General features: G+C 62.0%; 20 protein-coding genes. 10 read left to right on the top strand and 10 right to left on the bottom strand.

What is annotated here, in order from left to right:
• Positions 1–126: 126 nt before the first annotated feature.
• The 3 genes from HJ536_RS03145 to HJ536_RS03135 are packed head-to-tail and all read left to right on the top strand — an operon-like array spanning position 127 to position 2,049.
• A complete protein-coding gene (locus HJ536_RS03145) occupies positions 127–906 on the top strand; it encodes an MlaA family lipoprotein (RefSeq protein ID WP_338082402.1) in 780 nt (259 codons plus the stop codon).
• Positions 896–1,498: an MlaC/ttg2D family ABC transporter substrate-binding protein gene (locus HJ536_RS03140; RefSeq protein ID WP_177156619.1), complete on the top strand. Its 603-nt coding sequence runs from the start codon at positions 896–898 to the stop codon at positions 1,496–1,498. The genes HJ536_RS03145 and HJ536_RS03140 overlap by 11 nt, the downstream gene beginning before the upstream one ends.
• Positions 1,498–2,049: a hypothetical protein gene (locus HJ536_RS03135; protein WP_177156618.1), complete on the top strand. Its 552-nt coding sequence runs from the start codon at positions 1,498–1,500 to the stop codon at positions 2,047–2,049. The genes HJ536_RS03140 and HJ536_RS03135 overlap by 1 nt, the downstream gene beginning before the upstream one ends.
• On the opposite strand, the gene HJ536_RS03130 is transcribed toward HJ536_RS03135, so the two are convergent.
• Entirely contained in the window at positions 2,046–4,217 is a 2,172-nt protein-coding gene (locus HJ536_RS03130; protein WP_177156617.1) for a transglycosylase domain-containing protein, read from the bottom strand. The genes HJ536_RS03135 and HJ536_RS03130 overlap by 4 nt on opposite strands.
• Before the next feature lie 250 nt (positions 4,218–4,467).
• On the opposite strand from HJ536_RS03130, the gene HJ536_RS03125 reads away from it, so the two are divergent.
• Both HJ536_RS03125 and HJ536_RS03120 read left to right on the top strand, forming a co-directional pair.
• Positions 4,468–4,806 carry a P-II family nitrogen regulator gene (locus HJ536_RS03125; RefSeq protein ID WP_176852481.1) on the top strand — a complete coding sequence of 113 codons (339 nt, stop codon included), beginning with the start codon at positions 4,468–4,470 and terminating at the stop codon, positions 4,804–4,806.
• 30 nt (positions 4,807–4,836) lie between these two features.
• The gene (locus HJ536_RS03120; RefSeq protein WP_177156616.1) at positions 4,837–6,174 is read left to right on the top strand and encodes an ammonium transporter; all 1,338 of its coding nucleotides are present in this window, start codon (positions 4,837–4,839) and stop codon (positions 6,172–6,174) included.
• 63 nt (positions 6,175–6,237) lie between these two features.
• Here HJ536_RS03120 and HJ536_RS03115 read toward each other — a convergent pair whose 3' ends face one another.
• The 4 genes from HJ536_RS03115 to smpB form a co-directional block, all read right to left on the bottom strand.
• Positions 6,238–6,612, bottom strand: a complete 375-nt coding sequence (locus HJ536_RS03115) for a rhodanese-like domain-containing protein (RefSeq protein ID WP_176852483.1) — start codon at positions 6,610–6,612, stop codon at positions 6,238–6,240.
• A gap of 189 nt (positions 6,613–6,801) precedes the next feature.
• Positions 6,802–7,986, bottom strand: a complete 1,185-nt coding sequence (locus HJ536_RS03110; protein ID WP_177156615.1) for an amino acid aminotransferase — start codon at positions 7,984–7,986, stop codon at positions 6,802–6,804.
• On the bottom strand, positions 7,986–8,837 hold the full coding sequence (sseA, locus tag HJ536_RS03105) for a 3-mercaptopyruvate sulfurtransferase (protein WP_177156614.1): 852 nt from the start codon (positions 8,835–8,837) through the stop codon (positions 7,986–7,988). Before sseA ends, HJ536_RS03110 begins: the two co-directional genes overlap by 1 nt.
• A 141-nt stretch (positions 8,838–8,978) precedes the next feature.
• Entirely contained in the window at positions 8,979–9,461 is a 483-nt protein-coding gene (gene smpB, locus HJ536_RS03100; protein ID WP_176852485.1) for an SsrA-binding protein SmpB, read from the bottom strand.
• Between the two features lie 123 nt (positions 9,462–9,584).
• Here smpB and HJ536_RS03095 point away from each other — a divergent pair, with 123 nt between their 5' ends.
• Positions 9,585–10,148, top strand: coding sequence for an rRNA large subunit pseudouridine synthase E (locus tag HJ536_RS03095; protein ID WP_176852486.1), 564 nt, complete (start codon positions 9,585–9,587; stop codon positions 10,146–10,148).
• Here the strand turns inward: HJ536_RS03095 and dapA are convergent.
• Positions 10,145–11,017 (bottom strand): 4-hydroxy-tetrahydrodipicolinate synthase, encoded by an 873-nt coding sequence (dapA, locus tag HJ536_RS03090; protein ID WP_176852487.1) that lies wholly within the window; start codon positions 11,015–11,017, stop codon positions 10,145–10,147. The genes HJ536_RS03095 and dapA overlap by 4 nt on opposite strands.
• A 148-nt stretch (positions 11,018–11,165) precedes the next feature.
• On the opposite strand from dapA, the gene HJ536_RS03085 reads away from it, so the two are divergent.
• Positions 11,166–13,115: a lytic transglycosylase domain-containing protein gene (locus HJ536_RS03085; protein ID WP_177156613.1), complete on the top strand. Its 1,950-nt coding sequence runs from the start codon at positions 11,166–11,168 to the stop codon at positions 13,113–13,115.
• Between the two features lie 77 nt (positions 13,116–13,192).
• On the opposite strand, the gene HJ536_RS03080 is transcribed toward HJ536_RS03085, so the two are convergent.
• Both HJ536_RS03080 and mnmC2 read right to left on the bottom strand, forming a co-directional pair.
• Positions 13,193–14,068: a DMT family transporter gene (locus tag HJ536_RS03080; RefSeq protein ID WP_177156612.1), complete on the bottom strand. Its 876-nt coding sequence runs from the start codon at positions 14,066–14,068 to the stop codon at positions 13,193–13,195.
• Entirely contained in the window at positions 14,065–14,742 is a 678-nt protein-coding gene (gene mnmC2, locus HJ536_RS03075; RefSeq protein ID WP_177156611.1) for a tRNA (5-methylaminomethyl-2-thiouridine)(34)-methyltransferase MnmC2, read from the bottom strand. The genes HJ536_RS03080 and mnmC2 overlap by 4 nt, the downstream gene beginning before the upstream one ends.
• A 54-nt stretch (positions 14,743–14,796) precedes the next feature.
• Between mnmC2 and HJ536_RS03070 the strand changes: the two genes are divergently transcribed.
• Positions 14,797–15,837: an NAD(P)/FAD-dependent oxidoreductase gene (locus HJ536_RS03070; protein WP_177156610.1), complete on the top strand. Its 1,041-nt coding sequence runs from the start codon at positions 14,797–14,799 to the stop codon at positions 15,835–15,837.
• Positions 15,838–15,879: 42 nt separating this feature from the next.
• Here the strand turns inward: HJ536_RS03070 and HJ536_RS03065 are convergent, their stop codons facing one another.
• On the bottom strand, positions 15,880–16,866 hold the full coding sequence (locus HJ536_RS03065; RefSeq protein ID WP_177156609.1) for a P1 family peptidase: 987 nt from the start codon (positions 16,864–16,866) through the stop codon (positions 15,880–15,882).
• Positions 16,867–17,044: 178 nt separating this feature from the next.
• Here HJ536_RS03065 and HJ536_RS03060 point away from each other — a divergent pair, with 178 nt between their 5' ends.
• Together HJ536_RS03060 and HJ536_RS03055 are read left to right on the top strand one after the other, a co-directional pair.
• On the top strand, positions 17,045–18,250 hold the full coding sequence (locus HJ536_RS03060; RefSeq protein ID WP_177156608.1) for a M24 family metallopeptidase: 1,206 nt from the start codon (positions 17,045–17,047) through the stop codon (positions 18,248–18,250).
• Positions 18,251–18,316: 66 nt separating this feature from the next.
• The gene (locus tag HJ536_RS03055) at positions 18,317–18,967 is read left to right on the top strand and encodes a DUF1523 family protein (protein WP_177156607.1); all 651 of its coding nucleotides are present in this window, start codon (positions 18,317–18,319) and stop codon (positions 18,965–18,967) included.
• Between the two features lie 83 nt (positions 18,968–19,050).
• Here HJ536_RS03055 and HJ536_RS03050 read toward each other — a convergent pair whose 3' ends face one another.
• Entirely contained in the window at positions 19,051–20,040 is a 990-nt protein-coding gene (locus HJ536_RS03050) for a PfkB family carbohydrate kinase (protein ID WP_177156606.1), read from the bottom strand.
• Between the last annotated feature and the right edge of the window lie 15 nt (positions 20,041–20,055).

Genomic DNA, 20,055 nt, shown 5'->3' with positions numbered 1-20,055 from the left:
GTGTGCCATACGGCACTAGAAACCGTAATCGTTAAAGCACAATTGAAGAACAAACGCCAAGGTCGCACTGGGCATTTTAGAATTAATCCGTAGTTCATGGCGCGACCTTTATCGACAGGAAGACCCGTGCAGACTCGCAAGCCTACCGCAACCGTCTCGAAACGTGCCGCCACTCTATGCGCAGTGATTGCGTTAGGGATCACTGGGGCGTGCACCTCTCCGAAACCCGGCGAAATGGTGAACGACCCTTACGAGAAGACCAACCGCAAGATCCACAACATGTCCAAGGGGCTGGATACTGCGGTCGTGCGTCCTGTTTCGATGGCCTATGGCAAGGCGGTTCCGAACCCCGTGCGGATCGGGGTGTCAAACGTTGCGGACAACCTGACGTTGCCCTCGATGGTGCTGAACGGCATCCTGCAGGGCGATGGCGAGTTGGTGCTGAACAACAGCTTCCGTTTCGTGATCAACTCGACCTACGGTTTGGGCGGTCTGCTGGACCCTGCCTCGAAAATGGGCCTGACCCAGATGGACACCGATTTCGGCGAAACCCTGCATGTCTGGGGCGCCAAAGAAGGTGCCTATCTTGAGGTGCCGCTGATGGGCCCGTCGACCACCCGCGATCTGACCGGCAAGGCCGTGGATGCAGTGATCAACCCTGTGTCCGTCCTGACCCCGCTGACCTATACCGCAGCGCGCCGCGGCCTGTCGGTGGCAGAAAAGCTGGACGATCGCTACCGCTATGACGAGACGATCAGTTCAACTCTTTATGAAAGCGCTGACAGTTACTCGCAGACGCGTTTGCTCTATCTACAGAACAGAAGATTCGAACTGGGGCAGTCGTCCGGTGGTTCGGACGATAGCTCCACACTCTTTGATCCTTACGAGGACCCATATGCTGAATAATCCCCTCTCGCGTCGGGCCATGCTGGCCGGCGCTTCGGCACTGGCGTTTCTGCCCGCATTGCCCGCACTGGCCTTGACCGAGGCCGGTGCAACCAAACTGATCAACACCGTGGTCGCCGAAATCAACAAGGTGATCGACTCGGGTAAATCCGAGGCCGGTATGATCAAGGATTTCGAAACCATCTTTATCCGTTACTCGGACGTTCCGACCATTGCCCGCTATGCGTTGGGTGTGGCGGCCCGTGACGCGAGCGCGGCACAGATGAAGTCCTTTACCACGGCCTTCACCGGCTACATCGCGCGCAAGTACGGCAAGCGGTTCCGCGAATTCATCGGTGGCCGCCTCGAGGTTCAGAGCGCGAAAGCGGTGAAAAGCTTCTTCGAAGTGAAAACTCTGGCCTACCTGCCCGGTTCGGCACCGTTCGACGTGACCTTCCTGGTGTCGGACAAATCTGGCAAGGACCTGTTCTTCAACATGTTCATCGAAGGCGTGAACCTGCTTCTGACCGAGCGCGAAGAAATCGGTGCCATGCTGGACAAGCGCGGCGGCAAGATCGACAGCCTGATCGCAGACCTGCAAAAGGCGGGCTAATGCGGTTGCCGGTTCCTCTGGTCGTGGCCGCGTGTTTGGCCTCGACCGCTGCTGCCGCAGAGTTCGAAGGAATTTACAAACAGGCCGCTGACTCCGACTGTTCTCTGGTCGGGGTCGATGGCGGTGCGTTGCAAATCTCGGGCAGCACGTTCCACGGGGTCGATTCGACCTGCGAGATGACGGAACCGGTGAACGTCAATGAAATGAAGGCTGTTCTGTACACCATGCAGTGTACGGGGCAGCGTGGCGACTGGTCGGCCCGTGCCATGCTGGTGCACGCGGCAGACGGCGGCATTATCATGGTTTGGGACGGGTACGCGTTCAAATACGATGCCTGCCCCGATTCGGATGCGCCGAACCCCGTGGCCGAATCCTTGCCCGCCGATGCCAAGGTGCAAGAGGCCAGCGAAACCACCCCCGACGCTCCTGCTGAAACAGAAACGGTGACAGAGGAAGCCCCCGTCACCGTGATCGTTCCTGCCAGTGATGCGGCCGATGGCGATGCCCCGGATACCAAGACCGAGGCTGCCACCGAGGCCGACGCGGGTTAATTCCCCGCGCCGAACAGCGAATTCAGAACATCCCGTAGAACGCCGTCCACCGGATTGGTCTGCTGTTGGGGCACGTTGCCCCGGCTCGGCAGATCCGGCTGGCGCTGTGCGACCGGTTCGGGCGCGGGGCGCAGCATGGGCAGCGGTTTGGCGGGGACGCCTTCGTGCACGCGAACCATGGTTTCGTGCCAGATTTCAGCGGGCAAGCCACCACCAGTCACGCCCTTGAGCGGGGTGTTGTCGTCGTACCCCATCCAGACGCCAGCCACATAATCCGCCGTAAAGCCCACGAACCACGCATCCCGTGCCGCCGAAGTGGTGCCGGTTTTGCCAGCCGCCTCGCGGTCCTTTAAGCGCGCGCGGGTGCCGGTGCCTTCGCTGACGACCTTGGACATCATATAAATGAGTTCCTGCGCCGCAGCTTCGCTGATCACACGTTCGCCGATGCCGCCCTCGGTGCCCATCAGGGGCGCGTCATCGCCCAACAGGCGCAGTTCGGTCAGGCCATAAGGTTTCACGGACGATCCGCCGTTCAGGATGCCCGCATAGGCCCCGGTCACCTCGATCAGCGTGGCCTCGGAGGCACCCAGCGCCAGCGCGGGCCCTTCGGCGAGGTTGCTGTTGATGCCGAAATCCGACGCGACTTTGCGCACGTTTTCTCGGCCCACAGCCTCGGATACCTTAACGGCGGGGACGTTCAGCGAATGGGCCAGCGCATATTCCAGCGTCACGCGGCCATAATGCTTGTGGTCATAGTTCTCGGGGCTCCACGGGCCGGACCCCGGGATGTCGATCGTGTAGGGTTCGTCCACCACGGTCGAGTTCCAGTGATGCCCCAGCTCCAGCGCGGTTGCGTAGACAAAGGGTTTGAACGCCGAACCGGTCTGACGCTTGGCCGAGGTGGCGCGGTTGAACACGCCGCTGACCTTGGTCTTTCGGCCACCGACCATCGCGCGCACGGCACCGTCCGCACTCATGACGATGATCGCGGCCTGCGCTTTGGACGTTTCGCTGACCTTGGTCTCAAAGATCGTCTTCATCGCGTCTTCGGCCGCCAGCTGGATACGCTGGTCAAGCGTGGTCTTGATGATCACGTCCTCGGTCGTTTCGCGGGTAAAGAATTCTGGACCATCCGACATCACCCAGTCCGCAAAGTAACCGCCAGCCTTGGCCTCGGCGGCTTCGGACAGTTGGGCGGGGCTGCTGACGGCTGTGCTGGCCTGCGACGGGGTCAGGTAGCCCTGCTCCTCCATCAGGCCGACGATGATGTTCGCGCGCTGCTGCGCCCGTTCAAGGTTGTTGGTCGGCGCATAACGGGTCGGTGCCTTGAGCAGGCCCGCCAGCATGGCCGATTCTGCGGGGGTCACGGTCGCGGCCGATTTCCCGAAATAGCGCTGAGAGGCGGCCTCAAACCCACGGGTCCCTGCCCCGAGGAAGGCGCGGTTCATATAGATCGTCAGGATTTCGTTCTTGGAGTACTTAACCTCCATCGCCATCGCGTAGATGGCTTCCTTGATCTTGCGCCACAAGGTGGTCTGGCGGCAGTCCTCTTCGTACTGGGTTTCGGTCATGCCGCTGTTGGGATCATAGGGCACGCCAAGGCACAGCAGTTTCGCGGTCTGCTGGGTGATCGTCGAGCCACCGTTCCCCGACAGAGGGCCGCGCCCTTCGCTGAGGTTGATCTTTACCGCGCTGGCCACACCGATCGGGTCCACACCGGGGTGCATGTAGAATCGGCGGTCTTCGGTCGCGACGATGGCGTTCTTCAGGTAGGGGGACACGTTTTCCGCCGTCACCATCCCGCCGAACTGGTCGCCGCGCCACGCAAAGACTGATCCGTTCCGGTCCAGCAGGGTCACAGAACCCCGCGCTCGGCCGTCCACCAGATCCGCCACGGGCGGCAGCGTCGAATAGATATAGAGCACTCCCGCCCCGATGATCAGCGCGCCGATCATGCCGATGCGCCAGCCGAATCCCCAGATGATGCGCCAGATCAGGCCAAAGAACCCGAACAGCAGCCCCGAGATCAGTCCACGCTTGGCCGGACGGCGCGGCTTCTTGGCCTTGGGCGTCTTCGGTTTTTGTGGTGCGGGCTGCTTTTTAGGCGGTTCCGGTCGGCTACGTCTGTCTGCGACCAGCCTGCCGCCACCGGGAGTACGATTTACCATGGAGTCTGCTCGTTGCTTACTTTGTGCTGCAACTTATCCCCAAACGAGTGCGTTGTAGAGGCCATCAAGCAGGTTTGATCGTTCTTAAAGTGCCCGATTTGTGTGCAATATTCTAAAAATGCCCAAATTTAATGCACATTGCCGTATTTCTGGTCGCGGATTCCCTACCCTTGGCTTGTTGAACCGGCGGATTCCCGCGTTTTCTGCCTCTGCAACCCGCAGCACACTCTGCCAATTAAAGGGGACCAAGGTGAAATACATCATTGCAACAATCAAACCGTTCAAGCTTGAGGAGGTTCGCGAAGCCCTAACCTCCATCGGCGTTCGCGGCATGATGGTAACCGAGATCAAAGGTTTCGGCTCGCAGTCGGGTCACACCGAGATCTACCGCGGCGCGGAATACGCCGTGAACTTCGTGCCGAAGATCAAGCTTGAGATCGCTTGCACCGCCTCGATGGCAGATCAGGTTGTCGACACCATCCAGAAAACCGCCAAGACCGACAAAATCGGCGACGGCAAAATCTTCGTTCTCGACCTGCAAGCGGCACTGCGTGTCCGTACCGGCGAAACCAACGAAGACGCCCTGTAATTTAGCGCGTAACTAGGGACCAATACTGAAATGAAACTCTCCAAATCTCTTCCGTTGGCCGCCGCGCTGCTCGCGCTGCCCAGCCTCGGTCTGGCGCAGGAAGGCCCCGTTGCCGGCGTGAATGCCAGCACCGACACCGTCTTCATCTTCAACTCGCTGCTGTTCCTGATCGGTGGCTTCTTGGTGTTCTGGATGGCCGCGGGCTTTGCAATGCTCGAAGCAGGCCTCGTCCGTTCGAAAAACGTGACCATGCAGCTGACCAAGAACGTGGTTCTGTTCTCGATGGCCGCGATCTTCTACTACCTGATCGGTTACAACCTGATGTACCCGCTGGGCACCTGGGCCGTCGAAGGCGTGCTGTCGGGCGTCTGGAGCCCCGCCGTTCTGGAAGCCGTTGGCGTGACCGCCGATGCAGCTGACGACTACAGCTATGCTTCGACCGGCTCGGACTTCTTCTTCCAGCTGATGTTCTGCGCAACCACCGCTTCGATCGTTTCGGGCACTCTGGCCGAGCGTATCAAGCTGTGGCCCTTCCTGATCTTCACCCTGATCCTGACCGCCTTCATCTACCCGCTGCAGGCATCGTGGAAATGGGGCGGCGGTTTCCTTGACGAAGCAGGCTTCCTGGACTTCGCAGGTTCGACCGTTGTTCACTCTGTAGGTGGCTGGGCCGCTCTGACCGGTTGCCTTATCCTTGGCCCCCGTATCGGCAAATACACCAAAGACGGCCGCGTTGTCCCGATGCCCGGTTCGAACCTGACCCTGGCGACCCTGGGTACGTTCATCCTGTGGCTGGGTTGGTTCGGCTTCAACGGCGCGTCGCAGCTGGCCATGGGCACTGTTGGTGACGTTGCAGACGTAAGCCGCATCTTCGTGAACACCAACGCAGCAGCTGCTGGCGGTTCGGTTGTCGCAATGATCCTGACCCAGGCTCTGTACAAGAAGCCCGACCTGACCATGATCCTGAACGGCGCACTGGCTGGTCTGGTATCGATCACCGCAGAACCCCTGACCCCCACCATCGGCGCAGCGACCCTGATCGGTGCAGTTGGCGGCGCTCTGGTAGTCTTCGTTGTTCCGCTGCTGGACAAGCTGAAGTTCGACGACGTTGTTGGCGCGATCCCGGTTCACCTGGTTTGCGGCATCTGGGGCACCATCGCGGTTGTCTTCACCAATGGTGACGCAAGCATCGCAACCCAGCTGTACGGTATCCTGGTCGTCGGCGTGTTCACCGTAGTTGTCTCGGGCATCGTCTGGTTCATCCTGAACCTGGTCATGGGCCTGCGCGTCAGCGAAGAAGACGAGATCAACGGTCTGGACAAAGCCGAGCTCGGCATGGAAGCCTACCCCGAATTCTCGAAGCTCTAATCCGCTTCGACACATCGGAAAACAGATCGGGCGCCCCAGTGGCGCCCGATTTCGTTTGTGCGGTTACTCTTTGTACTGGGGCGCGCCGGTGGCCATGTCGGTGCCCATATAGGGCTTGCCCGCGGCCTTCCACGCGCCAAAGCCGCCCTCCATGTGGGCGACGGTGTGAATGCCCGCGGCCAGTGCAGCCCGCGCCACACGTTCGCTGCGCATCCCCGAGCCACAATGGAACACGATCCGCTTGCCGTCCTGCGAGGGCAGCTTGTGCGCCTTGAAGAACGACATGGGGAACAGCAGCGCGCCGTCCACATGTTCGAACATGTATTCCTGAGGGGTGCGCACGTCGATCAGCACGATCTCGTTCGCGTCAAAGGCGGCCTGCACTTCGTCCACAGTCCAGGTTTCAAGGGTGCCAGTGCCTACGGTTTCGGTTTTCATCAGTCGTGTCCTGTTGATCAGAGGGGATTCCAGTGCTCCCTGCCCGAACCCTAGCAAAGCCAAAGGCCGGCGCCATAACGGCAGCCGGCCTTTGGTGAATTTGCGACGGGTTTGCGCATGGGGGCCTCCTGCATGGGTCACGCATTCACATAATGGAATGCGATGACCTTACAAGGGGGACCCTCTAAATTATGCGCCGACCTTGATGATGGCGTCGGCCAGAACCGGAACGGTCTGCGCGTTCAGGCCCGCGATGTTGATACGCGAGTCGCCAACCATGTAGATGCCGTGCTCGGCGCGGACTTTCTCGACCAGCTCGGGCGACAGGCCCAGACGCGAGAACATGCCGCGGTGACGGGCCACGAAATCGAAACGGTCAGAGTTCGACAGGCGACGCAGTTCAGAGGCCAGCTGCTCGCGCAGACCCAGCATCGACAGGCGTACTTCTTCCAGTTCGGTCTGCCATTCGGCGCGCAGAGCGTCGTCGGTCAGGATCATGGTGACCAGACGCGCACCGTGATCCGGCGGGAAGCTGAAGTTCTGACGGTTCAGGAACGCCAGGTTGCCTTGGGTCACGGGGGTCAGCGATGCGTTTTCCGAAATCGCCATCAGCAGGCCGGTACGCTCGCGGTAGATGCCGAAGTTCTTCGAGCAGCTTGCGGCGATCAGAACCTCGGGGCAGCTTTTCGCGACCAGACGGGTTGCGGCGGCGTCTTCGTCTAGACCGTCACCAAAGCCTTGATACGCGATGTCGATCATCGGAACAGCGCCGACTTCGTTCATCTTGTCCACGACAGCTTGGAACTGGTCCAGAGTCAGGTTCGCGCCGGTCGGGTTGTGGCAGCAGCCGTGCAGCAGAACAACGTCGCCAGCCTTCAGCTGGTTCAGGTCTTCCATCAGGCCGTCGAAATCAACGCCACCGGTTTCGCTGTCGAAATAGCGGTACTCGACGGTGGGCATGCTCAGGAACTTCAGGATGCTCAGGTGGTTCGGCCAAGTGGGGTTGGAGACGAACACGCGGGCTTCGGGGTTCGCCATGCGGATGCACTCGAACGCCTGACGGACCGCGCCGGTGCCGCCGGGGGTGGCAACAGCCGCGATACGGTCACGGGCCACAACGCCGTCCAGAACCAGCTTGATCATCGCGTCAGCGAACGCGGGATCACCGGCCAGACCGGTATAGGATTTGGTTGTCTCAACCTCCCACAGCTGTTTCTCGGCGGTCTTGATTGCGCGCATCACGGGGGTGACGCCCTCGGCGTTTTTGTAGACGCCGACGCCAAGGTCGATCTTCTGGTCGCGAGGGTCCTCGCGATACGCTGCCATCAGCGCCAGAATTTTATCTGCGGGTTGGGGTTTCAGGTTGGAAAACATCATGCCTCTCCGGTGGCAATTGGAAGGGTGGGAAATGCGCCCCATTCCGCCCACGAGCCGTCGTACAGGGCATGGTCGGTCTTGCCCATATGCTCGAGAGCGAGGTTAAGGACGGCTGCGGTCACACCCGAACCGCAGCTGGTGATGACAGGCTTGGAGAGGTCCACGCCTGCCTGTTCGAACACGGTTTTCAACGCCTCGGGCGACTTCATGGTGCCGTCGGCGTTCTGCACGTCCTTGAAAAAGACGTTGCGGGCATTGGGGATGTGGCCAGAGCGCAGGCCCGGACGGGGCTCTGCCGCTTCGCCGCGGAAACGTTCGGGGGCGCGGGCATCAACGATGACCCAGTCCCCAAGCTTCGACGCCGACGACACTTCGGTCACGTCTTTGTACATCTGGTTCTGGCGCGTCACGGTCATGTGGCGGTCGCGCAAGATCGGCGGCAGGTCTTCGGTTTCGCGGCCCTCGGCAATCCATTTCGGCAGACCGCCGTCCAGAACGGCCACGTCCATCTTGCCCATCAGGCGGAACAGCCACCACACGCGCGCCGCCGAGAACAGGCCAGCGCCGTCATAGACAACCACCTGATGGCCATCGCCCACGCCCATCGCCCGCAGACGCGACATGAACTTTTCCACGGGCGGAGCCATATGCGGCAGATCCGAGCGGTGATCGCTGATTTCGTCGATGTCAAAGAAGCGCGCGTTCGGGATGTGACGGGCGTCGTATTCGGCTTTGGGGTCGCGGCCCGCATCGGGCAGATACCAAGAAGCGTCGATGACACGCAGGTCGGGATCGCGCAGATGCGCCTCCAGCCACTCGGTCGAGACGAGCACTTTGGGGTTGTCCATACCTCACCCTCCCTCAGATGACAGCGATCGTGTAAAATACGCAGTTCTGTAACGCGGTAGAGGGGGTTGCTGCAAGCACGGAAGGGTGCAACGGGGACCGAAAAGCCCCCGTTTTTCCTCAGTTTCGCGAGAGCGAATGTGTCAGAGGCCCTGTTTCAGCAGGCGGCTCTTCTGACGGTCCCAATCGCGCTTGGCCTCGGTGGCGCGTTTGTCCACGTTCTTTTTACCCTTGGCGATGCCGATCTTGATCTTGGCGATGCCACGATGGTTGAAATACATCACCAGCGGGACCAGCGTCATGCCTTTGCGCTGGGTCAGGTTCCACAGGTCGGACATTTCCTTGCGAGAGACCAGCAGCTTGCGCTTGCGGCGCTCTTCGTGGCCCCAGGTCTTGGCCTGCTCGTAGGGGGCGATGTAGCTGTTGATCAGCCACAGTTCCCCATCCTCGACGCTGGCATAGCTCTCGGCGATGTTAGAGCCGCCCTGACGCAGGGATTTCACCTCGGACCCAAGCAGCAGAACGCCACACTCCAGATCGCTTTCGATCGCATAATCGAAGCGGGCACGCCGGTTTTCGGCGATGATTTTGTAGTTCGGGTCGGATTTTGCAGGTTTTTTGGCCATGGTCGCGATTGATTACAGGGGTATTCGGGGGCTGTCCACCGTCCGCAGACTGCCCATATGGGGGCTAACGCGCGAAATCCAAGAAGCGTTGCATGGGTGTTCCGTCCGCTGTAGGCGATTGGCATGACCCGACTGATCCTGTTCAACAAACCCTACGACGTTCTGACCCAGTTCACGGACCGCGGAAACGCGGACGGGCCGCGGGCGACTTTGTCCGATTTCATCAAGGTGCCGGGGGTCTATCCCGCGGGCCGTTTGGATCGCGACAGCGAAGGGCTGCTGCTGCTGACCGACAATGGCAAGCTGCAAGCGCGGATCAGTGACCCCAAGAACAAGATGGCGAAAACCTACTGGGTTCAGGTCGAGGGCACGCCAGATGACGCTGCCATCGCCGCCCTGCGTGCTGGCGTTCAGCTAAAGGACGGCCTGACCCGCCCTGCCCAGTGCGAACGCATGGATGAGCCCGAGGGTCTGTGGGAACGCACCCCGCCGATTCGTGTCCGCAAGTCCATTCCCGACACGTGGATCGCCCTGACCATCAGCGAAGGCAAAAACCGTCAGGTCAGACGCATGACAGCCGCAGTGGGGCATCCCACACTGCGGCTGATCAGAGCTAGAATTGGGGATTGGGCGCTAGACGGGCTCGCCCCGGGCCAATGGCGCGAGGCGAAGCCGCAGAAGCGTTAGATCAGACCGGCGTGTGCCATGGCCGCGTCGATTTTCGCGCGGGTGGCATCGGTCAGGGGCAGCAGGGGCAGGCGGACTTCGTCGCTGCAGACACCCAGCTTGGACATCGCGTATTTCGCACCGGCAACGCCGGGCTCGATAAAGATCGCCTCGTGCAGGGGCATCAGTTTGTCCTGATATTCCAGCGCCTTGGCGAAATCACCGGCCAGAGTGGCCTCTTGGAACTCGGCGCACAGCTTGGGCGCGACGTTCGCGGTGACCGAGATGCAGCCAACACCGCCATGAGCGTTGAAGCCCAGAGCAGTCGCGTCTTCGCCGGACAGCTGGCAGAAGTCTGCGCCACAGCTCATGCGCTGCTTGCTGACGCGGCTGATGTCGCCGGTTGCGTCTTTGACGCCGATGATGCGGGGCAGCTTGGCCAGTTCACCCATAGTCGCGGGGGTCATGTCGATGACCGAGCGGCCGGGGATGTTGTAGATCACGATCGGCAGGGCACAGGCCTCGTGCAGGGCGGTGTAATGCGCGATCAGACCGGCCTGAGTGGGCTTGTTATAGTAGGGGGTGACAACCAGAACAGCGTTCGCGCCAACCGATTCGGCGTGCTGCACCAGACGGATGCCTTCGCGGGTGTTGTTGCTGCCGGCGCCTGCGATCACGGGGATGCGGCCTGCGGCTGCTTTGACAACCTCTTCGATGACGGTCTCGTGCTCTTCGTGGCTCAGGGTCGGGCTTTCGCCAGTGGTTCCAACGGGAACCAGACCGTGGCTGCCTTGGTCAACGTGCCAGTCGACAAGTTTCTTCAAGGTCTCCAGATCCAGCTCGCCGTTCTTGAACGGCGTGACCAGGGCAGGAATAGATCCTTTGAACATGACACGCTCCTTTAGAATTAGTGTGCTAAGCCCCCTCTGGGCCGCATCTGTGCAGCGCCCCATACCAAGGCGGCGGGGCCTTGCCAAGTTTGTGAATTGCGAACCGTGTAATCACTGGTACCCTGATGCAAAAAAATGGCTGAGCAGCATGACAGAAAAATCGAACCGCTGGTGGTACGGCGCAGTGTTCTGCGCGGTAATGGCACCGTCTATTGTCTTTGGTCAGGGGGCCGCCCCGCGTCCTCTGGACGGGGCGATGGATGCTGTTCGGGCTGAGAACTGGCCTCAGGCGCTGACCCTTGCGCGGCAGGACAGCCAAGTCGCGACCGACATCGTGATGTGGCACTACCTGCGCGAAGGCGAAGGCACCGTTGACCAGATCATGGATTTTCTGGCCCGTCGCGCCGATTGGCCGGGCATTGCGCTGCTGAAAAAACGGTCCGAGAAAACCATCGCAAGCCAAGCCAGCGCCAACCAGATTTTGCAATTCTTTCAGGGCAATGCGCCCCAGACCGGCGCGGGCGCGCTGGCCTATGCCGAGGCGCTGACCGCCGCCGGAGACCGCGCTTCGGCGGATGCGGTTCTGGTGCGGGCGTGGCTGTCGCTGGACATGGATCAGACCGAGCATGACGCCTTTATGGCGCGCTATTCGGGGGTGCTGTCCCAGTACCACACCGCGCGGATGGACATGCTGCTGTGGGGCCACGACTATGCCGAGGCGGGCCGGATGATGGCTTTGGTCTCGGCCGACTGGCGCGCGCTGGCTGCGGCGCGGATTGCGCTGCAGACGGACAAGGGCGACGTGAACGCGCTGATCAATGCGGTGCCCAACCGTTTGGGCGGCGATCCGGGCATGGCGCACGACCGATTCCAATGGCGAATCGACAAGAATTACACCGACAGCGCCCGCGACCTGTTGCTGGAACGCAGCGCGCGGCCCGAACTGCTGGGCAAGCCCCAGGAATGGGCCGGTATGCGCCGCATTCTGGTGCGCCGCGAAATGCGCGAAGGTGTGCCCGCTGTCGCCTACCGTTTGGCGGCGGAACACCACCTGACCAGCGGCTCGGACTGGGTCGATCTGGAGTGGCTGGCGGGCTACATCGCGCTGCGGTTCCTGAACGATCCAGCGCGGGCCTTGGCCCATTTTAAATCGCTGGCCGTGAACGTGGATAGCCCGATCTCCAAGGGGCGGGCCGGTTACTGGATTGGCCGCGCTTACGATGACCTGGGTGATACGACTGCCGCGCAGATGGCCTATCAGAGTGCGGGGACGCAGCAGACCAGCTTCTACGGCCTATTGGCGGCGGAAAAGGCGGGGATGCCCTTCGACAAATCCTTGGCTGGCGGGATGCCGCGGTCGGATTGGCGGCAGGCGTCCTTTGTGCGGACCTCGCTGTTCGAGGCGGCGGTGATGCTGATCCAGACGAACGACCGGTCCGTGGCCGAGCGGTTCGTTGTGCAGCTGTCCGAAACCCTGACAGAACCCGATCTGGTGGCCCTTGGCGATGCGATGCTGGAGCTGAACGAGCCCCACTTGGCCGTGATGGTCGGCAAAGAGGCCGCGTCCAAGGGGATCGTGCTGCCCCGCGCCTATTACGCGCTGCATCCGATCATGAACGAGCCCTTGGACATCAAGACTGAGTGGGCCCTGTCCATCGCCCGCCGCGAGAGCGAGTTTGATCCGTGGGTCGTGAGCCCCGTCGGAGCCCGTGGCCTGATGCAGTTGATGCCCAAAACCGCCGAGGCCATGGCCAAGGTCAAAGGCGTCCCATATCGCGAGCGCGCGCTGTTGGCCGAGCCGGTGTATAACGCGACCCTCGGGTCGGCTTATCTGGTAAAGCTGGCGCGGGAGTTCGGGGGGAACCCGATGTTCATGGCGGCGGGCTATAACGCTGGTCCCGGTCGCCCTGCGCGGTGGATCGAACAGTTCGGCGACCCGCGTACGGGGGCCATTGATCCGGTGGACTGGGTCGAGATGATCCCCTTTAACGAGACGCGGAACTACATCATGCGCGTGACCGAGAGCCTTCCGGTGTATCGCGCGAGGCTGGGCAAGGACCCTTTGCCGGTGCCGTTCAGTCAGGAACTCAAGCGGTAGAGAAACGGAGAGCGGCCCTGATCGGGCCGCTCGCTGCCTTTTTTAAGATTGGGTATTTGGGCCAAGATGAAGGGCCGTTAGGTCTGTTTGGATTTCACGTGGGCGCGCCAGAGGGTGAAGAGGCCCGCGGAGAGGATGATCGCTACGCCGACGGCGACGTTCGGTCGGATCGTTTCGCCAAAGACGAAGATGCCGAGGGTCGAGGCGAAGGCCAGTTGCAGGTAGGCGAAGGGTTGGACCGAGCTGGCCTCGGCGACTTCGTAGCATTTGATCAGGGTGAAGTGGCCCGCGGCGCCGGTCAGGCACAGGGTGATCATCCAGATCCAGTCCTTGGACGCCATGGGTTCCCAGTGCCAGATGCCCACGGCGGTCATGGCGATGGCGCCGGTGACGCCGGTCCAGAAGAAGCTGGTGGCAGAGCTGTCACGCCGTGCCACATAGCGGGTCAGCAGACCGTAGAGGGCGAACATCAGCGCGGCGGCCAGAGGGATCAGCGCGTAGGGCGAGAAGACGCCAAAGCCGGGTTCGAGGATGATCAGAACGCCGATGAAGCCCACGCCGATTGCCATCCAGCGGCGCCAGCCGACGGCCTCGCCCAAGACGGGGCCGGATAGGGCGGCGACCAGAAGCGGGTAGGTGGCAAAGACCGCGTGGCTTTCGACAAGGCCGAGGTAGACGAAGCCGGTGACCATGACGCAGATTTCGGCCGCCAGAAGGAAACCGCGAAAGGACTGGATGATCGGCTGGCTGGTGGCGGCGGCTGCACGCAGGCCGCCTGCTTTGCGCGAGGCGATGGTCATCACGAAAGCCGCGAAGAACCAGTAGCGGATCATGACGACCATGAAGACGCTGTAGTGTTCCGCCAAATGGCGCGAGAGGCCGTCCTGTAGCGCAAAGATAAAGGTGGTCAGCACCATCAGGCCAATGCCGAGGCGGGTGTTCTGCTGTGTCATCGGGCGTCCGGAATGTGGGCGATGGTCATGTGGCGTTTGCGGCCGTAACCGGGGATGCGTTCCACGGTGAAGCCGGCTTCGGTCAGGTTGCGGCGGACAAAGCCCGCTGCGGTGTAGGTGGCAGCGGTGCCGCCGAGGGCTGTATGTTGGGCGACGGCGGTAATCAGCGAGGCTTCCCACAGTTCGGGGTTCTTGGCGGGTGAGAAACCGTCAAGGAACCATGCGTCCGCTTGGCCTTGCCACGCGGGCAGGGTGTCGCGGGCGTCTCCGCGCATCATGGTAAAGTTGAGGTCATCGGTTTCGAACCGTTCGGACCCCAGATGATCGGCCAGTTCAGTGGCCAGAGGCATGACTTCGGGAAAGGCGGCGAGGGCGCGCAGCATGTCGGGCTGGGCCATGGGGTAGGCCTCGAACGTGGTGAAATGCAGGCGGCCCGTCTGGCCGGACCGGCGCCATGCGGAGAGCGCCATGAGCAGGTTCAGACCGGTGCCAAAGCCCAGTTCTGCGATATGGAAATCGGGGCGGAACCGGTCGGGCAGGCGATTGCCCTGAAGAAAGACATAGGCCGTTTCAGCCATCCCGTTTTCGATGCTGAAATAGGGGTCGTCGAACTGGCGGGACACCGGAACAGTGCCGTCGCGCCAGTCTAGCTCGGCGGCATTCTGGCTCTGCATGGAAAAATCCTTTAGCGAGGGGGCAGATGGCGGAATATGCGGCAAGGCGGGGTTTTGGCAATGGCCGAAATGACAGTGTACGGGGCAGGGGCATTCGGTCTGGCGATCGCTTGGGAATGCGTGCGACGCGGGGCCAAAGTGCGGGTGATCGACCCCTTTGGGCCGGGGGCAGGAAGCTCTGGCGGTGTTGTAGGGGCTTTGGCACCTCATACGCCAGAGAACTGGAATGCAAAAAAGGATTTCCAGTTTCGTTCGTTGCTGGCCGCGGCCGAGTTCTGGGCGGGCGTCGAAGAGGCTGGCGGCAAGAGCGCAGGCTATGCGCGGTCAGGCCGGTTGCAGCCGATTGCGGACGAGCGGGCCTTGGAACTGGCGCGGGCGCGTGAGGTGTCGGCGGCCACCTTGTGGGAGGGGCAGGCCGAGTGGCGCGTGATCCCCGAGGGCGATGCCGCGGGCTGGGCGCCCCGCAGTGCGACGGGCTTTCTGATCCATGACACCCTGAGCGGGCGGATGCATCCGCGTCAGGCCTGCGATGCCTTGGTCGCTGCGATCACGGCTAAGGGCGGCGAGGTTGTGACCAAAGGCCCCGAAGAGGGCGCTGTGGTTCATGCCACCGGCTGGTGGGGTCTGAAGGATCTGTCCGAGCGGTTCGGCAAGACTGTCGGCAACGGCGTGAAAGGGCAGGCGGCGGTGTTTGCCTTGGACCGGCGCGAGATGCCGCAGCTGTATGCGGATAGCTTGCACATCATTCCCCATGCGAACGGGACGGTTGCCATCGGCTCGACCAGCGAGCGGGAGTTTGATGCCCCTGATACGGTGGATCAGCAGCTGGATGATGTGATTGCGCGGGCTCGTCTGGCGCTGCCGGAATTGGAGGGGGCCGAGGTGATCCAGCGTTGGGCCGGTGTACGCCCCCGTGCCAAGAGCCGCGCGCCGATGCTGGGGGCCTTGCCTGATGCGGCGGGGCAGTTTGTGGCGAACGGAGGCTTCAAGATCGGGTTCGGGATGGCGGCGGGTGTGGCCCGCGTTATGGCCGATCTGGTGCTGGAGGGGCGCGATGGCATCCCTGCGGGCTTCCGTGTTGGGGACAACCTCTGAGGCGGATGCCGCGCCATTGGGTATTTTTACCAAGATGAAGGGTCAGGCGCTGGTAAAGGTGTCTGACCACGTCGGAAGGGTATCGGTGGGGCTGGCGGTGGCCAGATAGACCCCGCGCGCGATGGCCCGGGCAAGGCAGGTGGCCGCTGCGTGGCCGAGCCAGAGCGTATCCTCGACCGGATTGATCAGGGGTTTGGCGTTGGTGCTGGCCGCAAAGATCAGGTCGCCGTCCATCGGGGTGTGGCTGGGAACAAGCGCGCGGGCCATGCCGTCGTGGGCGGCGGTGGCCATGCGGGTGCATTGCGCTTGGGTCAGGTCGGCGTCGGTGGCGACGATCGCGATGGTGGTGTTGTGGCTGGAAAGCTTGGTCGGAGGTAGGCCGCCGGTCGGGGTGCCAAAGCCGAGGTTGCCGAACTCATTGCCTTGCTCGAACGGGGCGGCCCAGAACTGGCCCTGATCGTTCATCGTGGCGGACCCCAGCGCATTTACGGCGACGATTGCGCCCACCGTATGGCCCGAGGGCAGCACGCAAGAGGCCGACCCAAGCCCGCCTTTGAACGTGGCGGTGGTTGAGCCGGTACCTGCGCCTGTGGTGCCCAAGGCGAAGTCTGTGGCCGCGTTGGCCAAGGCTGCGTGGCCGATGTCGTAATAGGGGCTGCGGTCCCAGCCCTTGTCCCCGCCATTCAGTAGGTCGAACAGAATGGCAGCGGGAACGATGGGGACCCGCTGATCGCCCACGGCAAAGCCCCTGCCCATGGCGCGCAGGCCGTCTGTCACACCCGTGGCCGCGTCCAGACCAAAGGCCGACCCGCCTGACAGCACCAGCGCGTCGACCTGTTGGACGGTCTTGTCGGGGGCCAGCAGATCGGTCTCTCGGGTGCCGGGGGCGCCGCCCATGACATGGACGCCCGCTGTGAACGGACGGTCCGACAGCAGCACCGTGACGCCGCTTTTGATCCGGTGATCCTCGGCGTTGCCGACCCTGAGGCCCGCCACGTCCGTGATCAGATTTCGAGCACCTGTTTTCATGTCCGTTAGGTTCCCCCAATTCGCATCAAACTGCTAGGGATTTGTGTCGTTTCGGTGCTTGCCAGACGCTGGATTTCTGGCAGTGTGGCGACATGCGCGGGGCGATGGCGTCGCCCCACAAACAGCGCCTGTCCGTCCTGTACGCCGGGACCTTCTTTTGCTGAAAAGGAGGTCTGAATTGGACCGTCCCGAAAATTACCGCTTTCACAATGGCGAACGGGTCAAGCTGCCCTTTGCCCCCGAAGAATATGAGGCCCGTCTGGCTGGCCTGCGCCGGATCATGGCGGACCAAGGGGTCGAGGTGGCTGTGTTCACCTCGATGCACTCGATCGCCTATTATTCCGGGTTTCTCTACTGCTCGTTCGGTCGCCCCTATGGACTGGTGGTGACTGCGGACCAAAGCGTCACCATCACCGCTGGGATCGACGCGGGCCAACCGTGGCGCCGCTGTCATGGCGACAACATCACCTACACCGACTGGCAGCGCGACAACTACTGGCGCACCATTGTCCATGTGGCGGGGCAGGGGCGCATTGTCGGCTACGAAGAGGATCACCTGACCCTGCAAGGGATGGAGAAGCTGAACAGCTTTCTGGCGCCGTCGAGCACAGTGCCGATTGCGGCCCATGTGATGCGCCAACGGTTCCACAAATCCGCGGCCGAGATTGATCTGATCCGTCATGGGGCCCAAGTGGCCGACGTGGGCGGCTTTGCCATACGCGATGCCATCAAGGCTGGTCTGCGCGAGATCGACATCGCCATGGCGGGCCGTGACGCGATGGAACTGGAGATCGCCAAACGCTTCCCCGATGCGGAATATCGGGACACTTGGGTGTGGTTCCAGTCGGGGATCAACACCGATGGCGCGCACAACCCCGTCACCGCCCGCGTACTAGAGCGCGGTGATATCCTGTCCCTGAACACGTTCCCGATGATCTCGGGCTATTACACGGCGCTGGAACGCACCCTCTTTGTCCAAGAGGTCGACCCCGCCAGCCTGAAGATCTGGGAGGCCAACGTCGCTGCCCACGAATACGGGATGTCCCTGTTGAAGCCAGGCTCGAGCTGCGCCGACATCACCAACAAGATCAACGCCTTCTTCGCCGAGCGGGACCTGCTGCAATACCGGACCTTTGGCTACGGGCATTCCTTTGGCGTCTTGTCCCACTACTACGGGCGCGAGGCCGGTCTGGAATTGCGCGAAGACATCGAGACGGTGCTGGAACCCGGCATGGTTATCAGCATGGAGCCGATGCTGACCATTCCGCAGAACCAACCGGGCGCTGGCGGCTACCGCGAACACGATATTCTGGTCATCACCGAAGATGGCGCGGAAAACATCACGGGCTATCCCTACGGCCCTGCGACGAACGTGGTGGGCTAAGCCCACTGGACTTTGGCGCCCCCTCCTTGCAGGGTGGCGCCAAAGACATTTCCGAAAGGCTCGGCTATGGCCTACATTCGTTGGACGATTACCATTCTTTTCTGGGCAGTAGTGGCGGCCTTCCTGCACTACACCCTTCCGCAGACCGATATTGTGCGGATCACCGACACCTACGAAAAGCGTCAGGACTTCACCAATCTGAACCAGTATTTCTGGGCCTCCCCGGAGACCGAGCAGCAGGCGGCCTCTGCCTCGCGCGATGTGTTCTTCATCCAGACCTTCGATACAGACGGCAAACCGGTCATCTTCCGAAACGAGGATACCGGCTGGGGCTGGCCGCCCTACTTCAAGTTCGACACCGCGAACCTGCAAGCCCGCGCCAGTGACCTGATCTCGAAAAGCCACGAAGCGAATCCCACTTGGGTCGCGATCCGCCACTACGGCTGGCGCAACGAGTTCATCTCGATCTACCCGAACGCGGTCAGCCTCAAGGCGGTCGAGGGCCCCGATGTCCGCATCATCCCGTGGACGACGATCATCGTTCTGATCATTCTGGCCGTTCTGGTGCTGTCGATCCGCAGCCGCTGGAAACACTTCAAGTCCCGCCGCATCGACCCGGTCCTCGACAATGACGAAGACCACATGCGCGCGATCGACACCTACTCGAGCGGCCTCCCCGCCCGCCTCCGCCGCTGGTGGCGCGGCAAGGGCGCCTAAGCCTTCAGCTTGGTAAAAATACCCCCGCCGGAGGCTTTGGCACATTAACGTGCCGCTCCGGCGGAAATACCTCTGATCGGTAATTAGTTCAGAACGCCCTCGCGGCGGAACAGGGCGCGCATGTCGGCTTTGGGGCGCGGGCCCATGTGGCCGATGACTTCGCGGGCGGCGATGCAGCCCATACGGCCCGAGGTTGCCAGAGTCGCCCCAGTCGCCATCCCGAACAAGAAGCCAGCTGCGAACTGGTCGCCAGCGCCGGTTGCGTCGACGGGGGTGACTTTTTCCACCGGAACGTCCACGCGGGTGCCGCCCTGCAGGATGCTGACGCCGTCGCCCGAGCGGGTGCAGACCACCAGCGGGTTCTTGGCCGCGACGCGGGCCAGAGCAGTGTCCAGATCCTCGTCCTCGTACAGGGCTTTGATCTCGGCCTCGTTGCCGATCACAAAGTCCAACTCGCCGATCAGGCGCTGGAAATCCTCGCGGTGGCGGTTCACGCAGAAGGGGTCGGAGATCGCGATGCCCGCTTTGCCGCCGGCCTCTTGGCACAGCTTGGCAGCGCGTTGGAAGGCTTCTTTGCCCTTGGGCTTGTCAAACAGGTACCCTTCGAGGAACAGGATTTCAGTGTCCGAAACCACAGCTTCGTCCACGTCCTCGGGGCCCACTTCGGCGGAGATGCCGAGATAGGTGTTCATCGACCGCTCACCATCGGGCGAGACAAAGATCATGCTGCGCGAGGTGGGCAGCTCGCCCCCTTCGACCGGCGCGTTCACAAAATCGGTGCCGCCGACTTCCATCTCTTGGGCATAGAACCGGCCCAAGGCATCATCCCGCACGCGGCCGATAAACGCCGCCCGCAGGCCCAGTTTGCCCGCACCCGCGATGGTGTTCGCGACCGAGCCGCCCGGTGCCTGAGTGCGCTCTTTCATCGAGGCATACAGCAGTTCGGCGCGCTCGCGCTCGACCAGGGTCATGATGCCCTTTTCGATGTCCATCATCTCGAGGAAGGTGTCGTCGGACTGGGTCAGCACATCGACGATTGCGTTGCCGATGCCGACAATCTGGTATTTTTTCACGGGTCAGTTCCTTTG

It is taken from the genome of Donghicola mangrovi (genome assembly GCF_013377535.1).
GTDB lineage: Bacteria > Pseudomonadota > Alphaproteobacteria > Rhodobacterales > Rhodobacteraceae > Donghicola > Donghicola mangrovi.
This window is presented reverse-complemented; position numbering and strand designations above follow the sequence as displayed.

Bases quoted from the DNA above. Each gene is read 5' to 3' on its own strand.
- HJ536_RS03120 (WP_177156616.1), top strand. From the start codon at position 4,837: ATGAAACTCTCCAAATCTCTTCCGTTGGCCGCCGCGCTGCTCGCGCTG.
- HJ536_RS03065 (WP_177156609.1), bottom strand. From the start codon at position 16,866: ATGAAAACAGGTGCTCGAAATCTGATCACGGACGTGGCGGGCCTCAGG.
- HJ536_RS03110 (WP_177156615.1), bottom strand. From the start codon at position 7,986: ATGTTTTCCAACCTGAAACCCCAACCCGCAGATAAAATTCTGGCGCTG.
- HJ536_RS03130 (WP_177156617.1), bottom strand. From the start codon at position 4,217: ATGGTAAATCGTACTCCCGGTGGCGGCAGGCTGGTCGCAGACAGACGT.
- sseA (WP_177156614.1), bottom strand. From the start codon at position 8,837: ATGGACAACCCCAAAGTGCTCGTCTCGACCGAGTGGCTGGAGGCGCAT.
- mnmC2 (WP_177156611.1), bottom strand. From the start codon at position 14,742: ATGCAGAGCCAGAATGCCGCCGAGCTAGACTGGCGCGACGGCACTGTT.
- HJ536_RS03080 (WP_177156612.1), bottom strand. From the start codon at position 14,068: ATGACACAGCAGAACACCCGCCTCGGCATTGGCCTGATGGTGCTGACC.
- HJ536_RS03135 (WP_177156618.1), top strand. From the start codon at position 1,498: ATGCGGTTGCCGGTTCCTCTGGTCGTGGCCGCGTGTTTGGCCTCGACC.
- smpB (WP_176852485.1), bottom strand. From the start codon at position 9,461: ATGGCCAAAAAACCTGCAAAATCCGACCCGAACTACAAAATCATCGCC.
- HJ536_RS03140 (WP_177156619.1), top strand. From the start codon at position 896: ATGCTGAATAATCCCCTCTCGCGTCGGGCCATGCTGGCCGGCGCTTCG.
- HJ536_RS03115 (WP_176852483.1), bottom strand. From the start codon at position 6,612: ATGAAAACCGAAACCGTAGGCACTGGCACCCTTGAAACCTGGACTGTG.
- HJ536_RS03055 (WP_177156607.1), top strand. From the start codon at position 18,317: ATGGCCTACATTCGTTGGACGATTACCATTCTTTTCTGGGCAGTAGTG.
- HJ536_RS03095 (WP_176852486.1), top strand. From the start codon at position 9,585: ATGACCCGACTGATCCTGTTCAACAAACCCTACGACGTTCTGACCCAG.
- dapA (WP_176852487.1), bottom strand. From the start codon at position 11,017: ATGTTCAAAGGATCTATTCCTGCCCTGGTCACGCCGTTCAAGAACGGC.
- HJ536_RS03085 (WP_177156613.1), top strand. From the start codon at position 11,166: ATGACAGAAAAATCGAACCGCTGGTGGTACGGCGCAGTGTTCTGCGCG.